Origin of the sequence: Synechococcus sp. A10-1-5-9 (assembly GCF_047716785.1) — a bacterium.
Taxonomy (GTDB): Bacteria; Cyanobacteriota; Cyanobacteriia; order PCC-6307; family Cyanobiaceae; genus Synechococcus_C.
Map to the genome: position 1 here is coordinate 341,159 of NZ_CP180406.1, position 23,757 is coordinate 364,915.

The following is a 23,757-nucleotide window of genomic DNA, read 5'->3' on the forward strand; positions in this document are numbered from 1 at the left end:
GGCGTAAAACCAGACTAAGCGGGATGGGCCTTGGACATTCACGCCTGGGAGCCCATATCGAGACCGTCATCCCTCAGGCGTGAACGATCGGCGCTGTCTTCTGATGGCGTCTTCAAGCCGTTCAAGCCGCTCCTCGCGGGACCCCCAAAGTTCGATCAGTTGTGGAGCGTTCTGCGTTGGCATCACATTGAATCGCTTGTCGCGATAAATCTGTTTGAAAATGGCATCAACTTCACTGCGGTAAGGGAGATCAATAGGGCGAATGCCATCGTCTTCCATCTTCACCGGCCATCGGTCGCTGATGGGTATGAAAACGATCAGGTCAAGGTTTTGAAGTGTGTCTCTCACCCTTGGAACCATGGCTTCAACGAATTCATTGTTGATATCAGTCGTGCCGTAGTCCGCTGTGTACTGCGAGTAAGCGATGTAATCCACTGGTGCGCGATCGAAAATCACGCATTCGTTTCTGCATCCATAGGCATTGACTCGGCTGGCGTTGTAATACAACTGAATGCCGTTATGCAAACGATTGCATTCCTGGCGAAATTGAATGTCATAGCCCTCGTTGTGAAGGGCTCGAAACGGTTCTTCTTCGCGAATGTAATGAGGATTGCGTTTCACCCAGTCCCAGACCAATGTGCTTTTCCCCTGGGAATGGGCTCCGCTGATGGCGATTCGCACGAGCATCTGGCGCCTCTGAGCTGTTCTAGCGCTGCAACATTGCGGGGAATGCTTCAGATCAGATCTCTCCTAATTGCATGAAGGCAAGGTTGAGCACTGCATCGTCGGGCCTCTGGGCTGAGGCACGGGCACTGGATCTTCTGCAAACCCGTGGTTGGGTCCTGCTGCATCAGCGTTGGTGCTGCCGTTACGGGGAAATTGATCTGCTCATGTGCAAACACAGTGGGAAGACATCCCGCTTGTTGGCGGTTGAGGTGAAGGGGCGCCGGCGCTGCGGACCAGATGGCTGGGGACAAGCGGCTTTGAATACGCAGAAGCGACGTCGCCTGGCCCGAACCCTGAACTGTTGGTTCGCCTTCAACCCTGAATACGCAACGAGTCAGCTGGAAGTGGTTCTTGCATTGGTTCCACTGCCCCCGAGCCATCGGGCGGTGCGTTGGCTCAGTGTTACGGATCTCAGTGCAACGGGTTGAAGCGCCAAGAGACAACGAAATCCCAGCAGCAAGGCTTCAATCCTTCCGCCTGTCTGCGCAGAGGACCCTGATCCGCGTCAGCACCTCTGCCAATCCCTCATCGCTTCGATTCACCACCACATCCGCCTCTTCCTTGAGAGGTTTGATGAAGCGTTGTTCACCAGGAATCATCTGCCTGAGCACTTGCCTCAGCACAGAGATCACCGTTCTCTGTCGCTCTCGGGTGTCCCGTCGCAGACGGCGCAGCACTCTCATCGGAAGTGATTCCTCCACATAGATCAACAGATCAGGGGGTACTTCCTCAAAAAGCAGCTGAGGTCCGAAGGCTCCCTCTAGAAGCACCACGTCGACGGCATCATCGACCTTGTCTTCGACTGGGGTCCAAAGCACGGCACGGGTGCCCATGTCGTACCGACGGCGATGTTTCAGTTGTCCTAAGCGCAGCGAGTTCAAATCGTTGATCAGGCTGTCGACGTCGATGGCATCCACCGTGTCGAAGCCGTACAACGGGTCTGGGATCCAGTGCTCGCTGTAATAGTCGTCGCAGCCAATTACGACCGCTTGAATGCCTTCGTTCTGGAGTGCCGCAGCCAGCAAACCAGAAAACACCGTTTTCCCTGCTGCAGAAGGACCGCAGATACAGATCAAAGGCGTCTGAGAGCCTTCCAGAAGTCGACCTTCGGCAGAAGTTCATTGTGAAGGCCCGACCAGGATCAGTCAGGAGGCGCAGACCTGCTGATGCACAGTGAACGGATGACGTCGATGTGATGAGCTTCGGAGGCCACTCGCCACGCAAGCGTTTCGGGCAGCACTGGTTGCGCGATGAACGGGTGCTGGATCAAATTCTTGACGCATCCGAGCTTGGAAGCGATGACCGGGTTCTGGAGGTGGGGCCTGGGCGAGGTGCACTCACACAAAGGCTTCTGGCATCCACTGCTGCTGCGGTGCACGCCGTGGAGCTGGATCGAGATCTCGTTGCAGGACTCCAAGATCGTTTTGCTGACTCCCCGCAGTTTTCCCTGCGCGAAGGCGATGTCCTCGAGGTGCCTCTGACCCTTCCCGATGGTCAGCGGGCCACCAAGGTCGTGGCCAACATCCCTTACAACATCACCGGCCCCCTTCTAGAGCGCCTGATCGGTCGGCTGGATCAGCCGATTGATCCTCCCTACCAACGCCTGGTGCTGCTTGTGCAAAAGGAAGTGGCTGAACGCATCCGTGCGAGGCCTGGAGCGAGCAGCTTCAGCGCCCTGAGCGTTCGTATGCAGCTGCTTGCCCATTGCAGCAGCGTGTGTTCAGTTCCGCCACGTTGTTTTCAGCCTCCTCCGAAAGTGCACTCGGAAGTGATCCGCCTTGACCCCCTTCCCCAGGAGCAGCGTCCAGACCCAGTCACGTGCCGTCGCGTGGAATGTTTGCTCAAGCAGGCATTCCTGGCGCGGAGGAAAATGCTGCGCAACACCCTCAGCGTGTCCCAGCCCCTCTGCGAACTGGAGGAGATCACGCTGAAGGCCGGTATTGATCTACGCCAACGTCCCCAAGAGGTGGCTCCCAACGCCTGGGTGAAGCTCGCCAGGGGTTTGAATCAGGCCGACTCCGCTGCGTCCTCGCCATGACGGCTTCGGTTTGCGTCACTGCGCCCGCCAAGATCAACCTGCACCTCGAGGTGCTTGGTCTGCGTGCCGACGGTTTTCATGAGCTGGCCATGGTGATGCAGAGCATCGATCTCAAGGATGAGCTTCGTTGCGAGAACACGGCGGACGGGACTCTCTCTCTGACCTGTGACGAGCCAGATCTCAGCTGTGGTGATGACAATCTGATCCTCCGGGCTGCTCGACTGCTCAGGGAACGCTCCGGCTTCAGTGAACTTGGTGCGCGGATGCATCTGAGCAAACGCATTCCCATCGGCGCTGGCTTGGCGGGTGGGTCGAGCGATGGTGCCGCTGCGCTGGTTGCACTCAACGAACTCTGGGGATTGGGCCTGGTTGAGAGCCAAGTGGAGCGCTTGGCTGCCGAGCTGGGATCGGATATGCCGTTTTGCGTTGCCGGTGGGACTCAATTGTGCTTTGGACGTGGCGAAAGACTGGAGCCTCTGCCGCCTGTGAAGGCCGAGCTTGGACTTCTTCTGGTGAAAGATCCCGAGGTCAGTGTGTCCACGCCCTGGGCCTACGGCGAGTACCGGCGCCAGCGTGGCCATCAGTATCTCCAAGACGAGGCGTCGTTTGAACGCCGTCGTCAGGACCTCCGCTCCGCCCGATGGCTGTACCCCCTTGGCCAGGACATCCCGCCGTTACGCAACGATCTCCAAACCGTCGTTGCGCCCCTAACGCCGTCTGTGCGGAACGCGTTGGAGTGTCTGCGACCCCAGCAAGGCTGTTTGCAGGTGGCGATGAGTGGTTCGGGCCCGAGCAGTTTCGGACTCTTTCTCGACCGGAGTGGGGCCGATCGGGCCAAGGAGGCTGTGGAGGCTCAACTTGATGGATTGGGTTTGCGGAGTTGGAGTTGCTCGTTAATCCCCCACGGGGTCAAGCTGATGTCATGACCGAGAGCCAGAAGGCCGATCAGGCCAACCCCTCCATCAGTCCCGAGCAGGCCGTTGATTCCCGGCCCCGCAAGGGACCACTGAGTTTTCTCTCAGGCTCTCTGACCAGCCTCATGCTGGCTTGGTTGAGCCTCGGACTTAGTAAAGGGATGGTGGCTTATTTCGCTGCCCATCCCCCCTCGTTCAGCAATGCCATCGCCCAGAGCATTGCTTCGGCATTGAAGACCTTGTTCACAGGGATGTGCTTCCTGGCCACCTTCAGCTTCGCGTTCATCGGCCTGGGCCTGCTTCTTGTCTTTCTTCGCAGTCTTTTCACAAGACCGGATGGTGACGCTGCCTAGCGTCGAAAGAGAAATGGTCTGTTGATGACCCTTCATGATCTTGGCCAGCTGATTTTGCTGCTGTCCCCCGGACTGCTTCTTTCCGTACTTCTGCTGGCTACTTTTGCCGCTGGAGGCTGAAGTTGCCTTGGCTGAGATAGCTTGGCCGCTGACGCCGGCATGGCCGGGATTGCAGCAACGCCGTGGCAGGGACGCTCCTCTTCAACGCTCTTCGCGAAGCCATCGATGAAGAAATGGCTCGGGATCCTCATGTCTGCGTGATGGGTGAGGACGTGGGCCAGTACGGCGGCTCCTACAAAGTCACCAAGGATCTCTACGAGAAGTACGGCGAACTGCGGGTGTTGGACACACCGATCGCCGAGAACAGTTTCACAGGAATGGCCGTCGGTGCTGCCATGACGGGGCTTCGGCCAATTGTGGAAGGCATGAACATGGGTTTTCTCCTGCTGGCCTTCAATCAGATCTCCAACAACATGGGGATGCTTCGCTACACCAGCGGTGGCAATTTCACGATCCCCACAGTCGTTCGGGGGCCTGGAGGTGTCGGTCGCCAGCTTGGCGCTGAACACAGCCAGCGTCTTGAGGCCTATTTCCACGCCGTGCCCGGCATCAAGATTGTGGCCTGCAGCACCCCGACCAATGCCAAGGGGCTCATGAAGGCCGCGATTCGCGACAACAATCCCGTGCTGTTTTTCGAGCATGTGCTGCTCTACAACCTCAGCGAGGAACTACCGGAAGGAGACTTCACCTGCGCTCTTGATCAGGCTGACCTTGTTAAGGAAGGGGCTGATGTCACGATCCTCACCTACTCACGCATGCGCCACCACTGCCTGAAGGCGGTGGAGCAGCTTGAGGAGGACGGTATCGACGTGGAGCTGATCGACCTGATCAGTCTGAAGCCCTTCGATATGGAAACGATCGCCCGATCGATTCGCAAGACCCATCGCGTGATCGTGGTGGAGGAATGCATGAAGACCGGCGGCATCGGAGCCGAGTTAATTGCGCTGATCACCGAGCATTGTTTCGATGATCTTGACGCCCGACCGATCCGCCTTTCGAGCCAGGACATCCCAACGCCTTACAACGGCAATCTTGAAAATCTCACGATCATTCAGCCGCACCAGATTGTTGAAGCAGCACAGACCATCGTTCGCCAGGGGCTCTGATCGATGGCCCGTCAACAGGGCTGGTTTGCCCTCATCCTTGCGCTGACGATCGCGGCAGCGTCTGTTCTTTCCAGCTTTCCTCTGCAGCTCGGACTCGATTTGCGCGGCGGCAGTCAACTCACCCTGGAAGTCCAGCCAGCCGGTTCCATCACTGCGATCAAGCCGGAACAGCTTGATGCGGTGAAGCTCGTGCTGGAACGACGGGTGAATGGTCTGGGTGTTGCAGAATCCACCCTCCAGACCGTCGGGAATGACCAACTGCTTCTGCAGCTGCCTGGGGTGACGGATCCAAGCCGTGCCGCCCGTGTTCTCGGCAGCACGGCTCTGCTGGAATTCAGGGCGCAGAAACCCGGGACTGAAGAGGAGATGCGCAGCCTTCTGCAGCTCCGTGCTCAGTTGAAAAGTGTTTTAGCTGTCAAAGCGGACGCCTCCGAAGCGGATGACGCGTCCATCAATCCCGAGGAACTGGCCAAGGTCCAGGAAGCCCTCGGCTTGGACGGTAACGCCAACAGTGAGGAGGAGCAGCTTCAGCAGCTCCTCGAGCGCACCAATGCTGAGATCGTTGATCGTTTCGAACCAGCGGCTCTCACCGGCAAGGATCTGGTGACTGCTGGACGTCAGCAACGACAGAATTCTTCCGGTTGGGAGGTCACCCTCGGTTTCAATGCTGAAGGAGGTGATCGCTTCGCCAAGCTCACCCAATCCATCGCCGGAACTGATCGGCTTCTGGGCATCGTTCTCGATGGAAGGCCGATTAGTGAAGCCAGTGTTGGACCTGAATTCAAGGCGGCTGGTATCGCCGGTGGAGCCGCGACGATCACCGGCAATTTCACCGCTGAAGAGGCCAGAGATCTCGAGGTTCAGCTTCGGGGCGGATCCTTGCCTCTTCCCGTTGAGATCCTCGAAGTTCGCACCATCGGTCCCACGCTTGGTGCAGACAACGTGCGTCGCAGCCTGATCGCTGCCTTGTCCGGCCTTGTGCTTGTAGGCCTCTTCATGGTTTTGACCTATCGCTTGGCCGGGGTTGTGGCGGTGATGGCTTTGAGCCTCTACGCCCTGTTCAATCTTGCGGTGTATGCCCTCATCCCCGTCACCCTCACGCTACCGGGGATCGCTGGCTTCATCCTCAGTATCGGCATGGCTGTGGATGCCAACGTGTTGATCTTTGAGCGGGTGAAGGATGAACTGCGCCGTGGCAACACGCTGATTCGATCCATCGAAACCGGTTTTCAGGAAGCCATCTCTTCGATTCTTGATGGCCATCTCACCACCCTGATCAGCTGTGGTGCGCTCTTTTTTCTGGGAACAGGACTGGTGAAAGGTTTTGCGGCGACCCTTGGCATCGGCGTGATTCTCAGTTTGTTCACTGCCCTCACCTGCACACGCACCCTGCTGCGTTTTCTGATGAGTTACCAGGGTCTGCGCAGACCCACTAATTTTCTGCCCGCCGGGCAACTTCCCTCGTCGGCCGCCTGAGCTATGCCCATTTCTAATCCTGACCCCAAAGACCGTTCACTTCGGTTTCCTTTGACGAGCCGCAGGCGTCAGGTGTGGTTGATCTCTGCTGTGGTGCTTCTGATCAGCGTGGCTGGTCTTGTCCTGAGCTGGACCAACCCTCAGATTCGGTCTCCGTTAAGGCCTGGGCTTGATTTCACTGGAGGGACCAAGATTCAGTTGGAACGTCGTTGTGCTGCAGAGACCTGCTCTGATTTAAGCGTTAGCACCATCGAAAACACCCTGACGGCCATCCCACTCCCGGTTGAACCAGGCCGAAGGGCTCCCAATCTGGACACAGCAAGGGTTCAGCTTCTCGATCGGGGGCAGTCGATTGTTCTGCGTATTCCAGCTCTGACGGCATCGCAGGGGCAGGCTGTGATCCAGGCCCTGGAGCCCGTTGCCGGCCCCTTTGTCGCTGGAGGTCAGTCGGTTGACACGATTGGTCCCAGCCTCGGCGTTCAGTTGCTGCGCAGCAGCTTGATCTCTCTTTTGGTTGCTTTCACCGGAATTGCTATCTACATCACAATCCGCTACGACCGGCGCTTTGCCTTTTTGGCTCTGGTGGCATTGGCTCACGACATCGTGATTGTTTGTGGTGTCTTTGCCTGGCTCGGCTTGATCACGGGTCTTGAGGTTGACAGCCTGTTTGCCGTTGCTCTCCTCACGATTGCTGGGTATTCCGTCAACGACACGGTGGTGGTGTTCGACCGCATCCGTGAACGCCAACGGGAGGACGGCGATCTTCACCTCACGGTGCAAGTCGACAGAGCGGTTTCCGCAACGTTGACACGCACGCTGTACACAAGTGGCACCACGTTGCTCCCCTTGATTGCCCTGATTCTTTTTGGTGGATCAACGCTGTACTGGTTTGCTGTCGCTCTGGCCCTTGGCGTTGTGGTGGGGAGCTGGTCCAGCATTGCATTGGCACCCTCGTTGCTCAGCCTTTGGCCGAGTCGCACGAGTGCCCAGGCCAGTGCTTGAGGTGAAGACAGGCCAGAGGGAGCGCTCTCAACAGTGGGTTCCGCTGTTGCTATTGATCCTTGCGTTCCTGGATTTACGCACAGAACTCCGCCTTCTTCTGGATCACATCACGTTGACAGCGCTGATGTTTGCCTTTCGACAGCACACTCTGGCCGTGATCGTGCTGATGCTCCAGCCTTCTCTCTGGTCCCATTACCGACGCGGTCGCATTAAAGAACGATCTGCTGATTAGAGCCCTTGATGTCTACATGCAGTGTTCTCAATCATCAGTATCTAAACTGTTTATAGGTTTTGGTAGCTGAAGACTTTCGCAGAGCTGGATCAATTACTGCATTGCGTTTAATGTCCAGTTCAATGCAATTGAAGCGACGGTAATTTTCAGCGAGGGTGCACGTTCGACGGGGTTCTTTGCTCTCTGCAACATCGACATCCTCGATCACTTTTGTGTTGGGAATTTTGGCTTCATAGCCCTGGGATGCTTGCTCCTGTGATTGTTCGCTGGTCTGTTGGAACGAGCAGAGTTCTTTGGCCAGGTTGTTGTCTGCTCTCTCCAGGCACTTGGCGTAGTCCGCTTCGATCCGGGCGCGCAGGCGTTCGTCGGCAAGCATTGTCAGCTTGAGACGTTCTTGCTTGCTCAGGGGTACGGATCGGCGAACTCGCCGCGTTGTTCTTACGACGAATTCTCCACCCTCTTGCACCCAACGTTCGGACTCGGCCTGGGCCGCCTCTCTGGAGGGGTAGTTGGGAAGGATTTTTTTTGCCTCCGGCGCAGACGTTGAGCGCCGGGCATTGGCATAAAAAAGGCCGGCGTACAGGAGAAGTCCAATCATGCCGCTTCCCGCCACTGTCGCGAATACAATCAGCGAGGAGGGCTTCTCCAACGGTTTTTCCTAGACGAAGCGGAAAGCTAGCAGTTTGGTACAGGCGTGCACCCATCCATTTCCGAGTTGAGAAATACTCCCATTAATGTGGTGTCAAAACGAGGCGACGTTCATGACTCTCGATCTTGAAGCGAAGAAAACGTTGTTGCGGAAAATCCCCCATGGACTGTTTATCTGCGGCGTTGCCGAGGGTGATGCGGTGAATGGATTTACGGCGAGCTGGGTGACACAGGGTTCCTTTGAACCACCTCTCGTGGTGATGGCCGTGAAAGCCGACAGCACCAGCAACGGAATGATTCAGCGCACAGGTCGTTTTTCGCTCAACGTGCTCGCCAGCGATCAGAAAGACCTGGCTGCGGTTTTCTTCAAGCCTCAATCCGCCGTTGGTGGACGTTTCGAGGCAGCACCCTACGAATTGGGGCCTCTCGGTTTGCCAATTCTCAAGGATGGCCTCGGGGGAGTGGAGTGCCAAGTGGTAGGCCAGCTCGCCCACGGCGACCATACGGTTTTTATCGGTGAAGTGAAATCTTCCCTGCTCCATCGCGATGCTCCTGCACTCGAGCTCAGTGCAACGGGCTGGCAGTACGGAGGGTGATGAAGATTGTGGCCTTCCCTTCGCGATGGACCACAGTGAAGAAGCCCCATGGTCAGAGGACCCAGCGAGAGAACTCAATAACGAAATCTCGGAGCTTCAAGCCCGAGTTGCTTTCCCTCAACATTGGAGCAGCGGGGAGCATGAGCAACACGTCGAGAGATTGCGTCAGCTCAACGACCAAAAACGCCAATTGGAGGACTACAGCGAGAAGTAGCTGTAGCTCCGCCCTGGCATCTGTTGTTGATGGCTATGTCCATCGGTCCATGATGCGTTTGACCACGATCTGCTCCATCCCCACCTGAAGTACAACGACGAGAGGGAGCGCTAAGAGAACGCCTGGAAGTCCGAGCAGTGCTCCCAGGCTGAGTTGAGACGTGAGTGCCACCGTGGGCAACAGATTCACGGTTCTGCGCAAAAGGATGGGAGTGAGAAGGAAGGCTTCGAGGTTTTGAATCACTAATCGCAGCACCAGCACCTGCACCATCAGGGTCGGAGAGATGAGCAGGGCGATTCCCAGGGGAAGAACCGTGGCAGCGGTTGGGCCGATTGTGGGGACAAAAGTGAGAACGCCGCAGACCAAGGCACTCAGCAATGCAAGAGGAACCTGCAGGGCGGCCAGACCGGCCCAGGTCAGAAGAAAGACGGCTGTTGCCGAGAGTGTCATTCCAGCCAACCATCCTCCGAGTGCCGCCCTGCAACGGTTGAGCACTTCAGCCACGGCGTCCCGTGCAGGCCTTGGAGTCGCCGCGATCACCATGCGGCGATGAGCTTCGGGATCAAGGGCGAGGAGAACAGCAAGAAGGCTCATGAGCAAAACCTGAATGAAGCCGTTGGCAGCTCCACCGGCGACTCCCAGGAGCTGAAACCCCACGGGTTGAACCTTGTCCCAGCTGAACTGGTCTGGAATGGATTGATTCAGTTCCGCAAGCAGGGGCTGGCTTGACAGGATGGTGCGTACTTTCCCAAGAAGGCTTGGCAGAAGAGACGTGAGCTGCCCGAACTGCGTGATCAGCTCTGGTAGAAGCAGGCGCATGACCACCATTCCACCGATTGCCAGCACCACCACCACGAGAAGGAGTGCCAGGGGACGTTGCATGCTGAAGCGTTTGATCAACATGTGCACCGGCACATCCAGAGCGACAGCAAGCACGACAGCACCAAACAGGACGAGGAGAACCCAACGCAGCTGCCACACCAGCAGGGCCAGCACCACCAAGGTGAGAGCAGCCAGCAGGTTGCGAGGATTCATGCGTTAACCCGTCTCTTTTTCCAGGGGTCGAGAAGGTCGTGAATCACGATTTCACGGATGATCACCTGAAGGACAACCGCGAGCGGCAGGGCCATCAGCAGACCCAGTGGGCCAAAAAGCACCGTGAAGATGAATTGGGCAGTGAGCGTGAGACCCGGAAGCAGATTCACCTGGTGCTGCATCACTGAAGGAGTAATCACGTAGCTTTCAACGTTCTGAACCACCACGTAAAGAGCTAAGACGGCAAGAGCTTTCCAAGGCGCGTCCACCAGGGCAACCGACATGGGAAACACCGTGCTGAGGGTTGGTCCCACGTTTGGGATCACGTTGAGAAGACCAGCCAGGAGTGCGTTCGCGACAACCAGTTTGACGCCGAGTAGCGTCAGGCCAATGCCGGCAAGCACTGCCACACAGCACGAGCTGATCAACACACCGATCATCCAGCTGCTGAGCGCTTCACCACATTGGAGCAGGATGCTTCTCGCTCTGCGTCGATAGAACGAGGGAACCAACTGAATCCCCACCTCCCGATAGGCCATCGGCTGGATGCTGACCATCAAGGTCACAGCAATCACGAACAGCAGCTGAACAAGACCGTTGCCGACATTTCCTGCCAACCCAAGAACTCCTTTAAGGCTTCCGGTCACTCCAGAGGCAAGAGCCGAGCCGCTCGGGAGTCCCGAGAGGCCGTTGGAGAGATTCGACGGGGTGAACGCAGGTTGAGCGTCCTGGCCGTAAACAAGGGATGAAGCAGAATTCAGCCATCCGGTGATGATCTGCTGCAGTGCCCTGGCGGCAGCCGGAAGTTGCAGCAGGAGCTGCTGAAACTGGCTGAAGAACGGAGGAAGAATCACCGCCACCGCGATGGCGACCACGGACGCCAACCCGAGCAAACACACCAGAAGTGCCAATGGCCTCGGAAGGGACCAGCGCTCACGCAGGGCTCCCACCAAAGTGCAGAGAGCCATTGCCAACACAACCCCTGCGAAGAGGTGAATCAGAACGTCACGCAGGCTCCAGAGCAGTAGCCCGGAAATCAGCAATGCCGCTAACCCAAGCCAATGCTGAAACTTCACACTTCAGATTCTTCGTCGGCGCCTTCATTGTCACTCGAGTTTTGCGAATAACCGAGTCCTTTGGTCTCTGCGTAGCGTTCAGCAAAACGCATGAAGCGTTCAAAATCCTGCTCCGTTTTCCAGGTGTAAGTGGCCTCCAAGGCCGATGGCTTGCCGTTGACGAATTTGCCATTGACCTCTCTGGTCACCATCTCACCTTCCTCATCCACCATCCACATTCCAGCAATATTGCCGAGAGTTTCAGGAGCCAGAGCCTCAGGTTGCTCAAAGATGAATGTGGCCTGACCGGTCCGTCCATCCCGGCTGCGGGTGAGCCGGATATCAGGCACAACGGGTTCATCTGTACCGCGGAAGAACTGAATCGCTGCCTTGTCGCCGTCTGCCATGGATCGATCTACCGCGCAAGCCGCGATCTTAAGAGCAGACCATTGCTGTGACGACGCCTCGTTCAACCAGAAGTTCGGCTGCTTCTTTGGGATCGATTCCCTCCAGGTCAATCGTTGAAGACGCTGGCTTGCGTTCCAGCTCCCGGTCATAGCAACCGTCGTAGTAAGCGAGCATTGCCAAGCAGGCATCGTCCCAGCGCTGCTGATCGATGGCTTCAAGGGCGACCCGTGTGCGCTGAGGCCCCAACCGCCGCTGGATTCGTTCGGTCGCTTCCCGCAAGGCGGTTGCGTCGTGCACGGCGTACACATCCACGAGACGGTTGATCCGCTCCTGATCACTGCGGCGGATTTCAAGAACAGGGGCTAACTGCATTTGCTGAAACAGGGCCCCAGGAATTCTGCAGCGGCCAACCTGGGCACTTTCGGCCTCAAGCCAGATTTCAGAGGCTCTCCGGCGCGCATGTCCTTCAAGCGTCTCGGCCAGTTGATTCTCGTAATGCTCCGTGCTTGGTTGCTCAGGCAGTCCGAGATTGCCGAAACTGCTTCCGCGGTGATGGGCAAGGCCTTCCAGGTCCACCACTGCCACGTTTTGACCTTCCAGCTCCAGAAGCAGGTCTGTCTTGCCGGTGCCTGTGCGTCCTCCGAGCACCTTGAGGGGCCAGGGAGCATCAAAGCTCTGAAGCACCCACTGCCGATAACGTTTGTATCCGCCTTCAAGCAGGCAGACCGGATGATCACTCAAGCCCGCCAGCCAGGCCATGCTGTTGGATCGCATCCCGCCTCGCCAGCAGTAGAGGCGTAGGGGTTGCGCTGCTCCCCCAGCGGTTCGGGTGAGGGATTCCGACAGATCCCCTAGGCGAGGGCCGCAAAGGGTTAAACCGAGTTGGATCGCAGCATGGCGACCCTGCTGCCTGTAGGTGAGCCCGACTTCGTGGCGCTGCTCATCCGTGAAGAGAGGAATGTTGATGGCTCCGGGCCAATGACCTTGAGCGAACTCCCTGGGGGTGCGAACGTCGACCAGCGGACCTGCCGCTTCGCGGAATGCCTCGACACTGACTGCTGTCGTGATGCCCATGCCTGACATAGTGGGCCAACGTCGACCCTGCCGAGCCGGCAGGACGTCATGCTCTCCGGAAGAACTCCAGCTCAAGATCTCAGCATCGACAAGCTCCTCGACCGCTTCGCGAACGGCTCGGCCCGGCAGCGTCGCGCGACAGCACTTGCGCTGGAGAAGTCTGCCGATGCCTTGGCTGACGTTGCAACAGATGCTCTGAAGCCCTATGAACGCAGTGGGGATGACTGGGCCGCCGGGTGGATCCTCCAAGTTCTTCGCCGACACCAACCTGACGCTCTCGCCCGAATTCCCGGAGTTGAATCGGGTGGCTGGTTCCAAGCCCCATCGGCTCGAGGTATCGACTACGGCCCAATGCAGCGAGCGTTGCTTGATGAGGACTTCGAAGAAGCCGATCGTCTGACCAGTTGCGTGCTGCGTGAGCTTGCAGGAGATCAGGCCGTGAAGCGGGGTTACGTGTATTTCAGCGAGGTGCCACCCATGGAAGGACTCGACCTGACCACTCTGGATCGGCTTTGGATCGCCTACTCACAGGGCCGCTTCGGATTCACGGTTCAGGCGCGACTGCTGAAGGCTTTGGATGGTCGATATGACAGGCTTTGGCCGAGAATCGGCTGGAAACTTGACGGCACCTGGACCCGGTATCCAGGCGCTTTCCAGTGGTCCATGGATGCACCGGAAGGGCACATGCCATTGATCAATCAGCTTCGCGGTGTCCGTCTGATGGATGCATTGCTGTCTCATCCTGGACTTCAGCCCAGAGTTTGAGTTCTGGGGAGGCCTCCAGCCTCCTTGGTGTTTGGCATGGTCTTCATCCCTCGTTATGGTCGAAGAAGGATGGATCAGTCCGAATGTTCAGCCGCTATCTGCCTGTCTTTCGGTGGGCTGATTTCATCCTCCCCTCAACGTTGCAGTTAAGCCCTCTGCTGGAGCTGCTTCTCGATCCTGTTGATTGCCAGGAAACCTCTTGCAGGTTGCAGCTGGGATTGCAGGAGGCCATTGTGAATGCCGTGCGTCATGGCAATGCAGGTGACCCTGACAAATGTCTGCGCATCCGCAGGATTCTCACTCCCAACTGGTTGATCTGGCAGATCCAAGATGAGGGCGATGGGCTTCCAGGCCCCGCGCGTATCGCCTATCTGCCTGAGCAATTGGATGCGAATCATGGTCGGGGACTGTTCCTGATGCATCAGTGTTTTGATGACATCCGCTGGAGCTCGCGCGGTAACCGTGTTCAGCTCGCATGTCGTCGACCAGGACGATCATCTGCTGTGGTCAACGGTGTGGGCAGCCGGGATCTTTCAGTTCTCGTCTGATCCATCCCAGCGCCTGTTCGGTCAGTGCTTCCACATCGCCGCGATCGCCTGTCTGGAGGAGCTGAGTCAGTGCTGCAGCAAGCAGCTCCGCTCCCCGTCGATCCGGATTGGATTTCAGCCGGTGCCAATCGCGGTCTCCAATGCTGAGTGATTGATGCAGAGCCTTGGCTTGCTCCACGGCACCGTCAGGCCAGGGATTCACTGTCACGCCGATCCGTGCGTAATATTTTTCTAGTCTGAATGGGCGACGCGTGACAGCGGTGACCAAGCTTCACCGGTTTCAGCAACGAGCTCTTCATCATTTGAGCCGGCTTGCAGGTCTGCAGCCCAGACAATGGGAAGGCTCAGATCTCAAATCCAGGCGTCGGAGGCAGCAGCGTCAACTGATTCAGCAATGCGTTGACGCCGACCCAGAGGGATTTCGTTGGCTTGTCAATCGAGAACGAGGTCAACTCCTCTGGAAGGCCCTGCGATGGAGTGGGCCTGGACTCCTGGTCGGATGGTGGTTAAGCCGAAGTTGATTCAGACAGCAACGAGAGACTGCTGCACGACAACCAGGGAATCGGGGGGTTCTGGGATTGCACCATCCAGGGGAGGAACATCAGTGCCGCTGGTGTTCGTGAGCGTGTTCCCCTTGATCCAGGCCTGGTGAAGGGCCCGACGACGACGATCTTCTGCGAGGACTAGTCGATCTGCCGCTGAACAGGGACTTTCGCCTGGGTGAACGGCAGTACGCAGACAGATTCCAAAGCCATGCGCTTCTACCTGAACTTTGCCCTCCATCAACACCAACTGAAAGGTCCAGCCCTGCAACCAGCGGATCCGGAAAGGATTCGTCATCAGTGGTCACACAATTGACTGCACCTTATGGGGTCGTACCACCCTTGCAAGACTGTCTGTCAGGGAATCACTTCGTGCCGGAGTCCGGCTTGGTTGCGCACCACACCCGCGTCATGAAGTGCGACTCTGCCTGCAGATTGCAGAATCCTGCGTCCAGAAGCCGCTGATCAATGTCGTCACTGATGTAATCGCGGTAGTAAGGCTCGTGAAACACGCGACGGAAATTGTCCATGGCTACGTCGAACTGGGGGGAATCTTTCAGCTGAACCGAGTCGGCGAGTACCAGGACCCCTCCTGGTTCTAGAAGCCTGTAACAGTCTTGAAGGACGGCCTGCCTGGCCTCAGCGGGCAGTTCGTGCATCAGAAACACACAGGTGAGGGCTTGAAAGCCGCCCTCATCGAAGGGCATGCGTTCGGCATTTCCTTGCACAAGCTGAACAAGGCTGCTGCGGTTTTGATTTAACCAACGATTGGCCTGACGCAGGTAGGCCTCGGAGAGGTCGACCCCGATCAGCGTGCATGTAGGGAGTGCCGCTCTGATCTGATGAAGGGTTCGTCCTGTCCCGGTGGCGACATCGAGGATGCGCAGACTCCCTGGGTTGCGGTTGGAAAAGTGCTTCAGACCGGCTTGAAGGAAGGGAATGATCCTGCGGCGCATCGCATCGGCGGCGCCATTGAACAGGATGTCGACCTGGAGGTCATAGAGCTCTGCCGAGTGGTCTGAAAGGTACCCATCGGTTTGGTGGTGAAAGTTCTGGAGGTAGTACTCGGGATAGAGCTCGCGATTGGAAAGATCCGGAAGATCTTGCACATCTCTGGCTCTACGTCTGGACCAGTTGGAAGGAAGGTCTAGCCACACCCGGGGATAGCGTTCAGCCCATTCCAACCAGGGGATGTCAAAGAGAAGGGATTGCGGATAGATCCCTGCCGCAGCATCCTTCCAGTCACGGTCTTGCAGGGCATCGAGTGACTTCCTCAGGGCATTCATCATCTCCGCTGGAACCGGCTGGGTCTGCGGAACGACATCGGGAGCCACAGCCTCCATCACCTTGGTGCTCAGTTCCTTATGCACCAACCCCGCGAGGCTTCGTCCCTGCTGAAGGGTCCGATACGCGATTTCGGTGATGCTGGGCGCCATGACTTGGCCTGATCAAACCAAATCATTCCAGTCGATCCTGGAGCTCACTGTGGCCGTGGCTTGCGTTTCCACAGAACAATTTGTGAAGAAGAAGGGAAACGAGTAGCGGTTGCTACAGAATTGAATCATCCACAAAGAGGCTTAGCGATGATGCAGCAAGCGCAAGCAACATCTCCGGTCATTCAGTACTCCGGCAATGTGCTGGAGCGTCGTCAACGAGCAGCTGCGGAGTATTTGGCGTGGGCCGATCACCATGCTCACGTGATTGCCCGTGAAGAAGCTGCCCATGTGCAACGTGGGGGGCTCCAAGTGCTGGATCAGCGCAGTGCCGCTGCTCAGCAAGAGCTGTGGGCGCGTCGCAGGATGCACGAAAGGCATCTCCGCGACAGCGCCATGGCTCAGTTGCGGCACCGCTGATGCCTGGGTTCAGGCGTCGTAGTACATGGTGAATTCGTGGGGGTGCGGACGCTGGCGAAGCTGCTGAACCTCCTCGTACTTCAAATCGATCCAGTTATCAATGAAGTCTTTGGTGAACACACCACCTTCCATGAGGTAGTGATGATCAGCATTGAGCGCTTCCAAAGCACCATTCAGTGAGGCTGGAACCGTGTCAATCTCACTCAGGCGTTCTGCGGACAGCTCGAAGAGGTCCACATTCGTGGGAGCGCCCGGATCAATCTGATTTTTGATGCCATCAATGCCGGCCATCATCATGGCGGAGAAAGCCAGATAAGGGTTGGCCAGTGCGTCTCCGGAGCGGAACTCAAGGCGCTTGGCCTTGGGATTGGGTCCAGTCAGAGGGATACGCACCGCAGCTGAGCGATTGCCTTCGGAGTACACGAGATTGACTGGTGCTTCGAAGCCCGGCACCAGGCGCTTGTAGCTGTTGGTGGTGGGGTTGGTGAATGCGAGGAATGAAGGCGCGTGTTTGAGGATCCCGCCGATATACCAGCGGGCAGTTTGGGACAGGTTGGCCTCAGTGCCTTCGCCGAAGAACAGCGGTTGGCCTCCTTTCCAGAGGCTCTGGTGCACGTGCATGCCACTGCCGTTGTCGTTGAACACTGGCTTGGGCATGAATGTGGCGGTTTTGCCGTACTTCTTCGCCACATTGCGAACGACATATTTGTAGGTCATGGTGTTGTCCGCCGCCTGGATCAGCTCGGCGAATTTCATGCCTAGTTCGTGCTGCCCTGCACCGGCAACTTCATGGTGATGCTTTTCGATGGGGATCCCAAGTTGGGCCATCACGAGCAGCATTTCAGAACGGATGTCCTGCGCTGTGTCGTTGGGTGAAACGGGGAAATATCCCTCTTTTAACTGGATCTTGTAGCCAAGGTTTCCGCCTTCTTCGAGCCGTCCGGAGTTCCAGGCGGCTTCGATGGTGTCAACGCTGTAAAAGCTTCCTCCTTCGCTGGAGCTGTATCGCACGTCATCGAACAGGAAGAATTCAGGCTCAGGTCCGAAAAAGGCCGTGTCAGCGAGACCGCTGCCTGATAAGTAGGCCAGTGCCTTCTGAGCGAGAGCACGCGGGCAGCGATCGTAAGCGTCGCCGGTTCGCGGATCCTGAATCGAACAGATCAAGCTGAGAGTCTTGTGGCTGTAAAACGGATCGATCCAGGCCGTTGATGGGTCTGGCACCATCGCCATGTCGGACGCGTCAATGCTCTTCCATCCGCGAATTGAGGATCCGTCAAAGGCAAGTCCCTCGTTGAAGGACTCTGCTTCCAGAAGATCGGAACAGATGGTCAGGTGCTGCCACTTGCCGTGGAGGTCGGTGAACTTGAGATCAATGAGTTCAATGCCTTCATCCTTGATCTGACGGAGCACATCCTGGGCGGTCGTAGCCATTGGCGTCAGTGGTTCTTTGGATAGCGATTTGAACGTAGGGATCGATGTGCACCCGTTTTGTATCCGTCAGTACATTTTTTCTCTTGTCACTATTCATAAGGGCTTGGTGCTCCCTTGGTAACCGTTTCTGTCAAGTTCCCGGGATCCCACGCGCTGGAAGGGTTTTTGCGTCGATGGTGGTGTTAGCTTCCGGCCAACGTGGCCAGGGTTCTGCATGCGCGATGCCATCACCGGATTGATTGGTCGTTACGACCAGCTTGGCCGCTATCTCGATCGTTCTGCCATCGATCGGATTGAGGCTTATCTCGATGAATCCACCATCAGGCTGAAGGCTGTTGAGTTGATCAACAGGGAAGCGGCAGATCTTGTCCGTGAAGCCAGTCAGCGACTGTTTCAAGGGGATCCGGAATTGCTACTCCCCGGTGGAAACGCTTACACCACACGGCGTCTGGCGGCGTGTCTTCGTGACATGGATTATTTCCTGCGTTATGCCAGTTATGCCTTAATCGCTGGCGACAGCACGATCCTGAACGAGCGGGTCCTAAACGGGCTTGACGATACCTATAAGAGTCTGGGAGTACCGACCGGTCCGACGGTCAGAAGCATGGTTCTCCTCGCTGATGTTCTCTGTGAGCGTCTCCTCTCGGAAGGAGTTCCGTCGAATTGCCTTGGATTGGCTCGCTCGCCTTTTGAGCACATGGCTGCAGGGCTGGCTGCAAGCGACGTTCGCCAACGCTGATTCCTTCAAGGAATTTCCGTTCGTTTCAAGCGGCATCGGAACAGTGCTTTCTCGCTCAAATCGGCCCTCTCGCTGCGTAGGCTTCCGCCATTGAATGATGGTTTCCGGCCTGCCGATGACGCACTCTCTTCCCCAGGTCGAATCGCGCCATCGCCGATCCGTTGGCCCTATCAATACCCCTGACCGCCTCTTGCTGGGTCCCGGTCCCTCAAACGCCCATCCAACAGTTCTATCTGCACTGGCGAGAACTCCGATCGGTCATCTGGATCCTCTCTATGTCGATCTGATGGGTGAGGTTCAGGAGTTGCTCCGCTACGCCTGGCAGACCGACAATCGGCTCACCTTGCCCATGAGTGGCACGGGGAGCGCGGCGATGGAAGCCACCCTGGCAAACACAGTCGAGCCCGGAGATCGGGTCTTAGTAGCGGTTAAGGGGTATTTCGGAAATCGTCTTGCCGACATGGCAGGCCGTTACAGGGCCGATGTTCGGGTGATCGAAAAGCCATGGGGCGAGGCGTTCACTCTTGATGAGTTGGCCGCCGCCCTGGAGCATCACAAGCCTGCGATTCTGGCAATGGTTCATGCCGAAACCTCCACAGGCGTCTGCCAACCCATGGATGGAGTTGGTGATCTCTGCCGTCAGCACGACTGTCTGCTTCTCCTCGACACAGTCACCTCACTCGGTGGTGTTCCCCTTTATCTAGATGAGTGGAAGGTTGATATGGCTTACAGCTGCAGTCAAAAAGGCCTGAGCTGCCCTCCTGGTTTGGGACCCTTCACCATGGGCACCCGCGCGGAAGCCAAACTTGCTGCACGCAAGGACAAGGTTCCCAATTGGTATCTGGATGTTTCCTTGCTGAATCAGTACTGGGGAAGTGACAGGGTTTATCACCACACAGCACCCGTGAACATGAACTTCGGAATGCGTGAGGCCCTACGCCTGCTGGCTGAGGAAGGGCTGGAGAATGCCTGGGCACGGCATCGCCGCAATGCCGAAGCGCTCTGGAATGGACTGCAATCCCTTGGGCTTGAAATGCATGTACCTGAGGAACTACGGCTGCCTACCCTCTCAACCGTGAAGATCCCCGACGATGTGGATGGAAAGGCTTTCTCCTCTCATCTGCTCAATACCCATGGCATCGAAGTTGGCGGTGGTCTTGGTGTTTTGGCAGGAAAGATCTGGAGAATCGGTTTGATGGGTTACAACTCCACTCCAGAGAATGTGGATCGGCTCCTCAATTTGTTTGAGTCTGAGCTTCCTCGTTTCCGCGAAGGATCCTGCGTCGCTGCCTGAACCAGCCCGCCAGGAGCGCAGAGGCTTCCTCTTCCATGACTCCCCCAATCACGTGCATGTGGTGGTGGGCGCTTTCATGGTCAGCGAGGTTGATCGTGCTGCCAAGCCCACCGCGCTTGCGGTCTTTGGCAGCGAAAATCACCTGTCCAACTCTGGCTTGCACGAGAGCACCGGCACACATCGGGCATGGCTCCAGAGTCACTAACAAGGTGCAGTGGTTCATGCGCCAGTCACCGAGGACCCAGGCGCCCTGACGTAACGCCATCAATTCCGCATGACCGAGGGGGTCGCTGTGGGTTTCTCTGCGATTGGAACCGTGGCCAATGCACCGTCCTGCTTCATCGAGAAGAACAGCTGCGACAGGAATCTCTCCAGTCGCTCCCACGCGCTCAGCCCGTTTGAGCAGTCGCTGCATCCACGCTTTCAACGTCTTGTCTGTCAGCTGAACCGGGTCCGCCCGCACGGCCGTTCATCCCTGCTTTCCATCCAATGTGCCACCACAGGTGACAATGGTTTTTGATCGCAATTCTTACTTGCACGGCCCTGCTCGGACATCTTCTGAAGCGTTGGACCCGTTGGCTGCCTTTGCATCACCTGATGCCCTTGATCCTCAGTTGCAGAGGTTTCTGGAAGAGGCCTGCGCCTCACTTTGTCGATGGTTCGGAACCGCAAACCAGCGCTCACCCCTGCCTTCGCTCCGTTTGCTTCCTGATGCCTTTCCCGAAACGGAAGGGCTTGGGGCACAGCGTCTTCTGGATGATCTTCAGCAGGTCATGGATGGTGCTTACCAACCCTCCCATCCCGGTGCCTTGGCCCATTTGGATCCACCCCCAAACACGGCCTCGATTGCTGCGGAACTGATCTGTGCGGGACTTAATAACAATCTTCTCGCTGAGGAACTCTCACCGAGCCTTTCGCAACTGGAGCGCCAACTCTGTGAATGGTTTGCGTCCTGCTTCGACCTCCCGATGGGATCGGGAGGCGTCGCTGCCAGTGGCGGCACTCTGAGCAACCTCACTGCTCTGGTCACAGCGCGACATTCTCTTGGGCTGAATGCAGTCTCTGAAGCTGTCGTTCTGACAAGCGACGATGCCCATGTGTCCTTGGCCAAGGCCTGCAGGGTGATGGGTTTGAACGCCGATGCACTACGGCGGATTCCCGTCGATGCCAGTGGATGTCTTCGGCTGGATGCTCTTCAATACGAACTAAACCTTCTCGCGGTTGCGAAACGTCCATGTCTGGCCATTGTCGCCACGGCTGGCACGACGGTTCGTGGTGCGATCGACCCCTTGCGTGCGATTGCGGAGATCGCTCGCAACCATGGCACCTGGTTGCATGTGGATGGCGCCATCGGCGCTGTCTTTGCACTGTCGGGGAAGACCCGTGAACTGGTGGACGGATTAGAAGAGGCCGATTCAATCACCGTGAATCCCCAGAAACTGCTCGGGATCGCCAAAACGTCCTCCCTGTTGCTGGTTCGCGATCAGTCCACCCTTCACGCTGCGTTCGGAACCGGACTTCCTTACATGGAGCCTGCCACCGTTGGTGCCCATGGTGGTGAGATCGGACTGCAGGGAAGCAGGCCAGCAGAAATCCTCAAGCTTTGGCTCGGATTGCGTCAACTCGGAATGGGTGGGATCGACTCGCTTCTGAGCAATGCTTTGGCACGCAAAGAGCGGTTGCAGCAAAGCCTTGACGGTCAGGCGCTGGATGTTGTTTCGGGTCCGCTTCATCTGTTGGCCTGTGCACCGAAAAATACTGATGCTGACCAATGTGATCGTTGGTCAGCTCAACTTCGTCAGCGTCTACTCGATGAACAGATCATGGTGTCAAGACCCTGCTACCGGGGGCGTCACCACATCAAGGTTGTCCTAGGCAATCCACATACGTCCGATGCGCTGATCAAACATTTGGGGATGAACATCAATCAATCGATCGTTCGGAGTGTTCACTGATGGCAGGATCTGAGGCACAACCGAAACGAGGTCGGTGGATCGCAGTGCTCACCGGCGCTATTTCGATTCTGATCGGGGTGCTCTATCTCGGTTTGATCACGGTTCTCGATAGCCGCGGTCCGATGCGTCCCCCTCCGCCTGAGGCCCTGGTCGGGGCGGAAGTCGTTTCTTCACCTGCTGTTGAAGGGGGTCCACCACCCGTCGCAGCGCAGTCTCCAGAAATTCCTTCAGTGAGCGATCGCGACGGTTGAGGTCGTAATGCCTCAACACAACGTCTTGAACGCCGCCATCGCCCCAATCTTGATCCTGTTGAAAGAACGTGATGAAGCTGGCACCGGCGATCCTGGTGAGCCATCCAGCCGCCACACCCTGGACTGCCCTGCCCAGCAGAAGCGTGGGAAGGTTCACGCTCAGTGCTGTTCCAATGATGGCCACTCCACCTTTCACAACGCCAAGGCCTGCCAACGTTCTCCCCACTGAGATCGCTAATTCCTGCGCCCTTGCACGCGTGAGTTGAACGCCATACACAGCAGCCACCTCCATCACCATCTGGGCATTGACCGCAGCTGTTCCGAGCAGATCCACTCCCGGTAAGGGAGTGGCTGCCACCACACCTGCGCTGATCCACGTGTAGCGATCGACGATGCGACGGCCCTCCCTCTCCCTTTGCCGATCGAGAAGGCTGCGGCCGGTCTCACCAAGCGATCGGCACTGAAGAAGGATGTTGTCGGCAAGCAGCTCCTCGCCGTCTTGATGCAGGACGACGGCCAGGCGTCTGAGCAGCTGCCCGACCTCCGCAGGTGGCTGGAGAGGTTTCTGGCCTGGTCTCGGCAGCGACTGGGGTGCTGCACTCGTGCCGACGACATCCTCGGGGGCCAGCCATCCCAGGCAGCGTTCCCGCAGCAGCATCATCAGCCGTCGCTCCTCTTCCTCACCCCTCAGATCGCATTTGTTCAGGACAAGGAGCAGCCTTTTGCCAAGACCAGAGAGACTTTGGACAACGGCCAGTTCCTGGCTGCGCAGATCACCATCCACGACAACCAACATCAGATCAGCGCGCGATGCCCTTCGTCTGGCTTGTTGCTCGCGGGTGCGGCCATCCTGTCCACCTTCAAGGATTCCGGGTGTATCCACAAGAAGCACGCCTCGCTCCAAGCCTTTCAGTCTCAGGCGATAGGAGCGGATTTCATTGGTCGATCCCATGGATGCCCCAACCTTGCCCACGATGTCCTGCAACAGGGCCCGGATCAGGGAGGTCTTTCCGCTTGATCCGGTCCCGAACACCACCACTTCCAGATCGCCACGCTCGAGTTGCTGAGCCACCCGCTCCCGTTCTTCCTGCAATGATCGGCGCGCGACATCGTCCTGAAGTCGAGCGAGAAGTCGGTCCACACTGTCGAGACTCTGACGGGCTGCTTCCCGTCGGTTGCCAGGTGGTTCGGGGCGATCAGAGTCCGCCACCTGAGAGCGGCGTCCTTGCTTCCAGCGTTTCAGCCACGGAACACCCACTTGGATCAGTGCCGCCACCAGGAGCACTGTCCCGATGAGAAGTACGGGGCCAACGAGCCATGGGGGTAGCCAGTAGCTGAGATCCCAAAGCAGGTTGCGGATGGCCTGAAGCACCAAGCCGATCACCATCAAAGCGACCAGAGCAGCGGTTCCTGCCAGTAGCAAGCGGGTCTGCTGTTTCATC

Annotated in this window: 28 protein-coding genes; 15 read left to right on the forward strand and 13 right to left on the reverse strand. The window is 57.4% G+C overall.

The features are described from left to right. Positions 1–66: 66 nt before the first annotated feature. The gene (locus ACLM45_RS02170) at positions 67–687 is read right to left on the reverse strand and encodes an AAA family ATPase (RefSeq protein ID WP_415410354.1); all 621 of its coding nucleotides are present in this window, start codon (positions 685–687) and stop codon (positions 67–69) included. Between the two features lie 83 nt (positions 688–770). On the opposite strand from ACLM45_RS02170, the gene ACLM45_RS02175 reads away from it, so the two are divergent. Continuing rightward, positions 771–1,154 (forward strand): YraN family protein, encoded by a 384-nt coding sequence (locus ACLM45_RS02175; RefSeq protein WP_415410355.1) that lies wholly within the window; start codon positions 771–773, stop codon positions 1,152–1,154. A 36-nt stretch (positions 1,155–1,190) separates the two neighbouring features. On the opposite strand, the gene ACLM45_RS02180 is transcribed toward ACLM45_RS02175, so the two are convergent. After that, positions 1,191–1,802 (reverse strand): nucleoside kinase, encoded by a 612-nt coding sequence (locus ACLM45_RS02180; protein ID WP_415410356.1) that lies wholly within the window; start codon positions 1,800–1,802, stop codon positions 1,191–1,193. Positions 1,803–1,921: 119 nt separating this feature from the next. Between ACLM45_RS02180 and rsmA the strand changes: the two genes are divergently transcribed. The 7 genes from rsmA (at position 1,922) to ACLM45_RS02215 (ending at position 7,907) form a co-directional block, all read left to right on the forward strand. Next, positions 1,922–2,764 carry a 16S rRNA (adenine(1518)-N(6)/adenine(1519)-N(6))-dimethyltransferase RsmA gene (rsmA, locus tag ACLM45_RS02185; protein WP_006041246.1) on the forward strand — a complete coding sequence of 281 codons (843 nt, stop codon included), beginning with the start codon at positions 1,922–1,924 and terminating at the stop codon, positions 2,762–2,764. Continuing rightward, positions 2,761–3,690, forward strand: a complete 930-nt coding sequence (gene ispE / locus ACLM45_RS02190; RefSeq protein WP_415410357.1) for a 4-(cytidine 5'-diphospho)-2-C-methyl-D-erythritol kinase — start codon at positions 2,761–2,763, stop codon at positions 3,688–3,690. The genes rsmA and ispE overlap by 4 nt, the downstream gene beginning before the upstream one ends. Next, positions 3,687–4,031 carry a DUF3082 domain-containing protein gene (locus ACLM45_RS02195; RefSeq protein ID WP_006041248.1) on the forward strand — a complete coding sequence of 115 codons (345 nt, stop codon included), beginning with the start codon at positions 3,687–3,689 and terminating at the stop codon, positions 4,029–4,031. Before ispE ends, ACLM45_RS02195 begins: the two co-directional genes overlap by 4 nt. Positions 4,032–4,213: 182 nt before the next feature. Continuing rightward, positions 4,214–5,197 carry a pyruvate dehydrogenase complex E1 component subunit beta gene (locus tag ACLM45_RS02200; RefSeq protein ID WP_006041250.1) on the forward strand — a complete coding sequence of 328 codons (984 nt, stop codon included), beginning with the start codon at positions 4,214–4,216 and terminating at the stop codon, positions 5,195–5,197. Between the two features lie 3 nt (positions 5,198–5,200). Then, positions 5,201–6,673 carry a protein translocase subunit SecD gene (gene secD, locus ACLM45_RS02205; protein WP_006041251.1) on the forward strand — a complete coding sequence of 491 codons (1,473 nt, stop codon included), beginning with the start codon at positions 5,201–5,203 and terminating at the stop codon, positions 6,671–6,673. Positions 6,674–6,676: 3 nt separating this feature from the next. After that, positions 6,677–7,675 (forward strand): protein translocase subunit SecF, encoded by a 999-nt coding sequence (secF, locus tag ACLM45_RS02210; protein ID WP_415410358.1) that lies wholly within the window; start codon positions 6,677–6,679, stop codon positions 7,673–7,675. Continuing rightward, positions 7,656–7,907: a hypothetical protein gene (locus ACLM45_RS02215; protein WP_415410359.1), complete on the forward strand. Its 252-nt coding sequence runs from the start codon at positions 7,656–7,658 to the stop codon at positions 7,905–7,907. The genes secF and ACLM45_RS02215 overlap by 20 nt, the downstream gene beginning before the upstream one ends. A gap of 34 nt (positions 7,908–7,941) precedes the next feature. On the opposite strand, the gene ACLM45_RS02220 is transcribed toward ACLM45_RS02215, so the two are convergent. Continuing rightward, a complete protein-coding gene (locus tag ACLM45_RS02220) occupies positions 7,942–8,556 on the reverse strand; it encodes a hypothetical protein (protein WP_415410361.1) in 615 nt (204 codons plus the stop codon). Between the two features lie 112 nt (positions 8,557–8,668). On the opposite strand from ACLM45_RS02220, the gene ACLM45_RS02225 reads away from it, so the two are divergent. Then, positions 8,669–9,151 carry a flavin reductase family protein gene (locus ACLM45_RS02225; RefSeq protein ID WP_006041255.1) on the forward strand — a complete coding sequence of 161 codons (483 nt, stop codon included), beginning with the start codon at positions 8,669–8,671 and terminating at the stop codon, positions 9,149–9,151. Positions 9,152–9,398: 247 nt separating this feature from the next. On the opposite strand, the gene ACLM45_RS02230 is transcribed toward ACLM45_RS02225, so the two are convergent. Genes ACLM45_RS02230 through mnmH form a run of 4 tightly spaced genes read right to left on the reverse strand, consistent with a single transcriptional unit; the run spans position 9,399 to position 12,946 of the window. Further along, on the reverse strand, positions 9,399–10,400 hold the full coding sequence (locus ACLM45_RS02230; RefSeq protein WP_415410362.1) for an AI-2E family transporter: 1,002 nt from the start codon (positions 10,398–10,400) through the stop codon (positions 9,399–9,401). Further along, entirely contained in the window at positions 10,397–11,476 is a 1,080-nt protein-coding gene (locus ACLM45_RS02235; protein ID WP_415410363.1) for an AI-2E family transporter, read from the reverse strand. The genes ACLM45_RS02230 and ACLM45_RS02235 overlap by 4 nt, the downstream gene beginning before the upstream one ends. Beyond that, complete coding sequence (gene psb28, locus ACLM45_RS02240; protein ID WP_006041259.1) at positions 11,473–11,862, reverse strand: photosystem II reaction center protein Psb28; 390 nt, start codon at positions 11,860–11,862, stop codon at positions 11,473–11,475. The genes ACLM45_RS02235 and psb28 overlap by 4 nt, the downstream gene beginning before the upstream one ends. 28 nt (positions 11,863–11,890) lie before the next feature. After that, a complete protein-coding gene (gene mnmH / locus ACLM45_RS02245) occupies positions 11,891–12,946 on the reverse strand; it encodes a tRNA 2-selenouridine(34) synthase MnmH (RefSeq protein WP_415411323.1) in 1,056 nt (351 codons plus the stop codon). Between the two features lie 39 nt (positions 12,947–12,985). Between mnmH and ACLM45_RS02250 the strand changes: the two genes are divergently transcribed. Then, positions 12,986–13,702, forward strand: coding sequence for a GUN4 domain-containing protein (locus ACLM45_RS02250; protein ID WP_415410364.1), 717 nt, complete (start codon positions 12,986–12,988; stop codon positions 13,700–13,702). A gap of 83 nt (positions 13,703–13,785) precedes the next feature. Continuing rightward, positions 13,786–14,250: an ATP-binding protein gene (locus tag ACLM45_RS02255; RefSeq protein ID WP_415410365.1), complete on the forward strand. Its 465-nt coding sequence runs from the start codon at positions 13,786–13,788 to the stop codon at positions 14,248–14,250. Here ACLM45_RS02255 and ACLM45_RS02260 read toward each other — a convergent pair. The 3 genes from ACLM45_RS02260 to ACLM45_RS02270 all read right to left on the reverse strand — a co-directional run bounded on the left by ACLM45_RS02260 (position 14,210) and on the right by ACLM45_RS02270 (position 16,228). Continuing rightward, positions 14,210–14,458 carry a DUF6439 family protein gene (locus ACLM45_RS02260; protein ID WP_006041263.1) on the reverse strand — a complete coding sequence of 83 codons (249 nt, stop codon included), beginning with the start codon at positions 14,456–14,458 and terminating at the stop codon, positions 14,210–14,212. The two genes, ACLM45_RS02255 and ACLM45_RS02260, sit on opposite strands and share 41 nt — an antisense overlap. Before the next feature lie 314 nt (positions 14,459–14,772). Continuing rightward, positions 14,773–15,090: a copper-binding protein gene (locus ACLM45_RS02265; protein ID WP_415410366.1), complete on the reverse strand. Its 318-nt coding sequence runs from the start codon at positions 15,088–15,090 to the stop codon at positions 14,773–14,775. Between the two features lie 67 nt (positions 15,091–15,157). Continuing rightward, a complete protein-coding gene (locus ACLM45_RS02270; protein WP_415410367.1) occupies positions 15,158–16,228 on the reverse strand; it encodes a class I SAM-dependent methyltransferase in 1,071 nt (356 codons plus the stop codon). A gap of 147 nt (positions 16,229–16,375) precedes the next feature. Here ACLM45_RS02270 and ACLM45_RS02275 point away from each other — a divergent pair, with 147 nt between their 5' ends. Next, positions 16,376–16,645, forward strand: coding sequence for a hypothetical protein (locus ACLM45_RS02275; protein ID WP_415410368.1), 270 nt, complete (start codon positions 16,376–16,378; stop codon positions 16,643–16,645). Positions 16,646–16,654: 9 nt separating this feature from the next. On the opposite strand, the gene glnA is transcribed toward ACLM45_RS02275, so the two are convergent. Then, positions 16,655–18,076 (reverse strand): type I glutamate--ammonia ligase, encoded by a 1,422-nt coding sequence (gene glnA / locus ACLM45_RS02280; RefSeq protein WP_415410369.1) that lies wholly within the window; start codon positions 18,074–18,076, stop codon positions 16,655–16,657. 214 nt (positions 18,077–18,290) lie between these two features. On the opposite strand from glnA, the gene ACLM45_RS02285 reads away from it, so the two are divergent. After that, the gene (locus tag ACLM45_RS02285; protein ID WP_006041270.1) at positions 18,291–18,815 is read left to right on the forward strand and encodes an allophycocyanin subunit beta-18; all 525 of its coding nucleotides are present in this window, start codon (positions 18,291–18,293) and stop codon (positions 18,813–18,815) included. Positions 18,816–18,912: 97 nt separating this feature from the next. Then, on the forward strand, positions 18,913–20,109 hold the full coding sequence (locus ACLM45_RS02290) for a pyridoxal-phosphate-dependent aminotransferase family protein (RefSeq protein ID WP_415410371.1): 1,197 nt from the start codon (positions 18,913–18,915) through the stop codon (positions 20,107–20,109). On the opposite strand, the gene ACLM45_RS02295 is transcribed toward ACLM45_RS02290, so the two are convergent. Continuing rightward, entirely contained in the window at positions 20,051–20,524 is a 474-nt protein-coding gene (locus tag ACLM45_RS02295) for a nucleoside deaminase (RefSeq protein ID WP_415411324.1), read from the reverse strand. The two genes, ACLM45_RS02290 and ACLM45_RS02295, sit on opposite strands and share 59 nt — an antisense overlap. Positions 20,525–20,618: 94 nt before the next feature. Here ACLM45_RS02295 and ACLM45_RS02300 point away from each other — a divergent pair, with 94 nt between their 5' ends. Then, positions 20,619–22,064, forward strand: coding sequence for a pyridoxal phosphate-dependent decarboxylase family protein (locus ACLM45_RS02300; RefSeq protein WP_415411325.1), 1,446 nt, complete (start codon positions 20,619–20,621; stop codon positions 22,062–22,064). A 96-nt stretch (positions 22,065–22,160) separates the two neighbouring features. Here ACLM45_RS02300 and ACLM45_RS02305 read toward each other — a convergent pair whose 3' ends face one another. Continuing rightward, positions 22,161–23,756 (reverse strand): YcjF family protein, encoded by a 1,596-nt coding sequence (locus ACLM45_RS02305; protein ID WP_006041276.1) that lies wholly within the window; start codon positions 23,754–23,756, stop codon positions 22,161–22,163. Between the last annotated feature and the right edge of the window lies 1 nt (position 23,757).

What these genes read in the sequence shown, in the direction of transcription:
- ACLM45_RS02170 (WP_415410354.1), bottom strand. Translation starts at nt 687, where the DNA reads ATGCTCGTGCGAATCGCCATCAGCGGAGCCCATTCCCAGGGGAAAAGC.
- ACLM45_RS02305 (WP_006041276.1), bottom strand. Translation starts at nt 23,756, where the DNA reads ATGAAACAGCAGACCCGCTTGCTACTGGCAGGAACCGCTGCTCTGGTC.
- ACLM45_RS02295 (WP_415411324.1), bottom strand. Translation starts at nt 20,524, where the DNA reads ATGCAGCGACTGCTCAAACGGGCTGAGCGCGTGGGAGCGACTGGAGAG.
- ACLM45_RS02275 (WP_415410368.1), top strand. Translation starts at nt 16,376, where the DNA reads ATGATGCAGCAAGCGCAAGCAACATCTCCGGTCATTCAGTACTCCGGC.
- ACLM45_RS02270 (WP_415410367.1), bottom strand. Translation starts at nt 16,228, where the DNA reads ATGGCGCCCAGCATCACCGAAATCGCGTATCGGACCCTTCAGCAGGGA.
- ACLM45_RS02250 (WP_415410364.1), top strand. Translation starts at nt 12,986, where the DNA reads ATGCTCTCCGGAAGAACTCCAGCTCAAGATCTCAGCATCGACAAGCTC.
- secD (WP_006041251.1), top strand. Translation starts at nt 5,201, where the DNA reads ATGGCCCGTCAACAGGGCTGGTTTGCCCTCATCCTTGCGCTGACGATC.
- glnA (WP_415410369.1), bottom strand. Translation starts at nt 18,076, where the DNA reads ATGGCTACGACCGCCCAGGATGTGCTCCGTCAGATCAAGGATGAAGGC.
- ACLM45_RS02290 (WP_415410371.1), top strand. Translation starts at nt 18,913, where the DNA reads ATGGTTTCCGGCCTGCCGATGACGCACTCTCTTCCCCAGGTCGAATCG.
- ACLM45_RS02285 (WP_006041270.1), top strand. Translation starts at nt 18,291, where the DNA reads ATGCGCGATGCCATCACCGGATTGATTGGTCGTTACGACCAGCTTGGC.
- ACLM45_RS02265 (WP_415410366.1), bottom strand. Translation starts at nt 15,090, where the DNA reads ATGACGAATCCTTTCCGGATCCGCTGGTTGCAGGGCTGGACCTTTCAG.
- ACLM45_RS02255 (WP_415410365.1), top strand. Translation starts at nt 13,786, where the DNA reads ATGTTCAGCCGCTATCTGCCTGTCTTTCGGTGGGCTGATTTCATCCTC.
- psb28 (WP_006041259.1), bottom strand. Translation starts at nt 11,862, where the DNA reads ATGGCAGACGGCGACAAGGCAGCGATTCAGTTCTTCCGCGGTACAGAT.
- ispE (WP_415410357.1), top strand. Translation starts at nt 2,761, where the DNA reads ATGACGGCTTCGGTTTGCGTCACTGCGCCCGCCAAGATCAACCTGCAC.
- ACLM45_RS02225 (WP_006041255.1), top strand. Translation starts at nt 8,669, where the DNA reads ATGACTCTCGATCTTGAAGCGAAGAAAACGTTGTTGCGGAAAATCCCC.
- ACLM45_RS02195 (WP_006041248.1), top strand. Translation starts at nt 3,687, where the DNA reads ATGACCGAGAGCCAGAAGGCCGATCAGGCCAACCCCTCCATCAGTCCC.
- ACLM45_RS02300 (WP_415411325.1), top strand. Translation starts at nt 20,619, where the DNA reads ATGGTTTTTGATCGCAATTCTTACTTGCACGGCCCTGCTCGGACATCT.
- mnmH (WP_415411323.1), bottom strand. Translation starts at nt 12,946, where the DNA reads ATGTCAGGCATGGGCATCACGACAGCAGTCAGTGTCGAGGCATTCCGC.
- rsmA (WP_006041246.1), top strand. Translation starts at nt 1,922, where the DNA reads ATGAGCTTCGGAGGCCACTCGCCACGCAAGCGTTTCGGGCAGCACTGG.
- secF (WP_415410358.1), top strand. Translation starts at nt 6,677, where the DNA reads ATGCCCATTTCTAATCCTGACCCCAAAGACCGTTCACTTCGGTTTCCT.
- ACLM45_RS02230 (WP_415410362.1), bottom strand. Translation starts at nt 10,400, where the DNA reads ATGAATCCTCGCAACCTGCTGGCTGCTCTCACCTTGGTGGTGCTGGCC.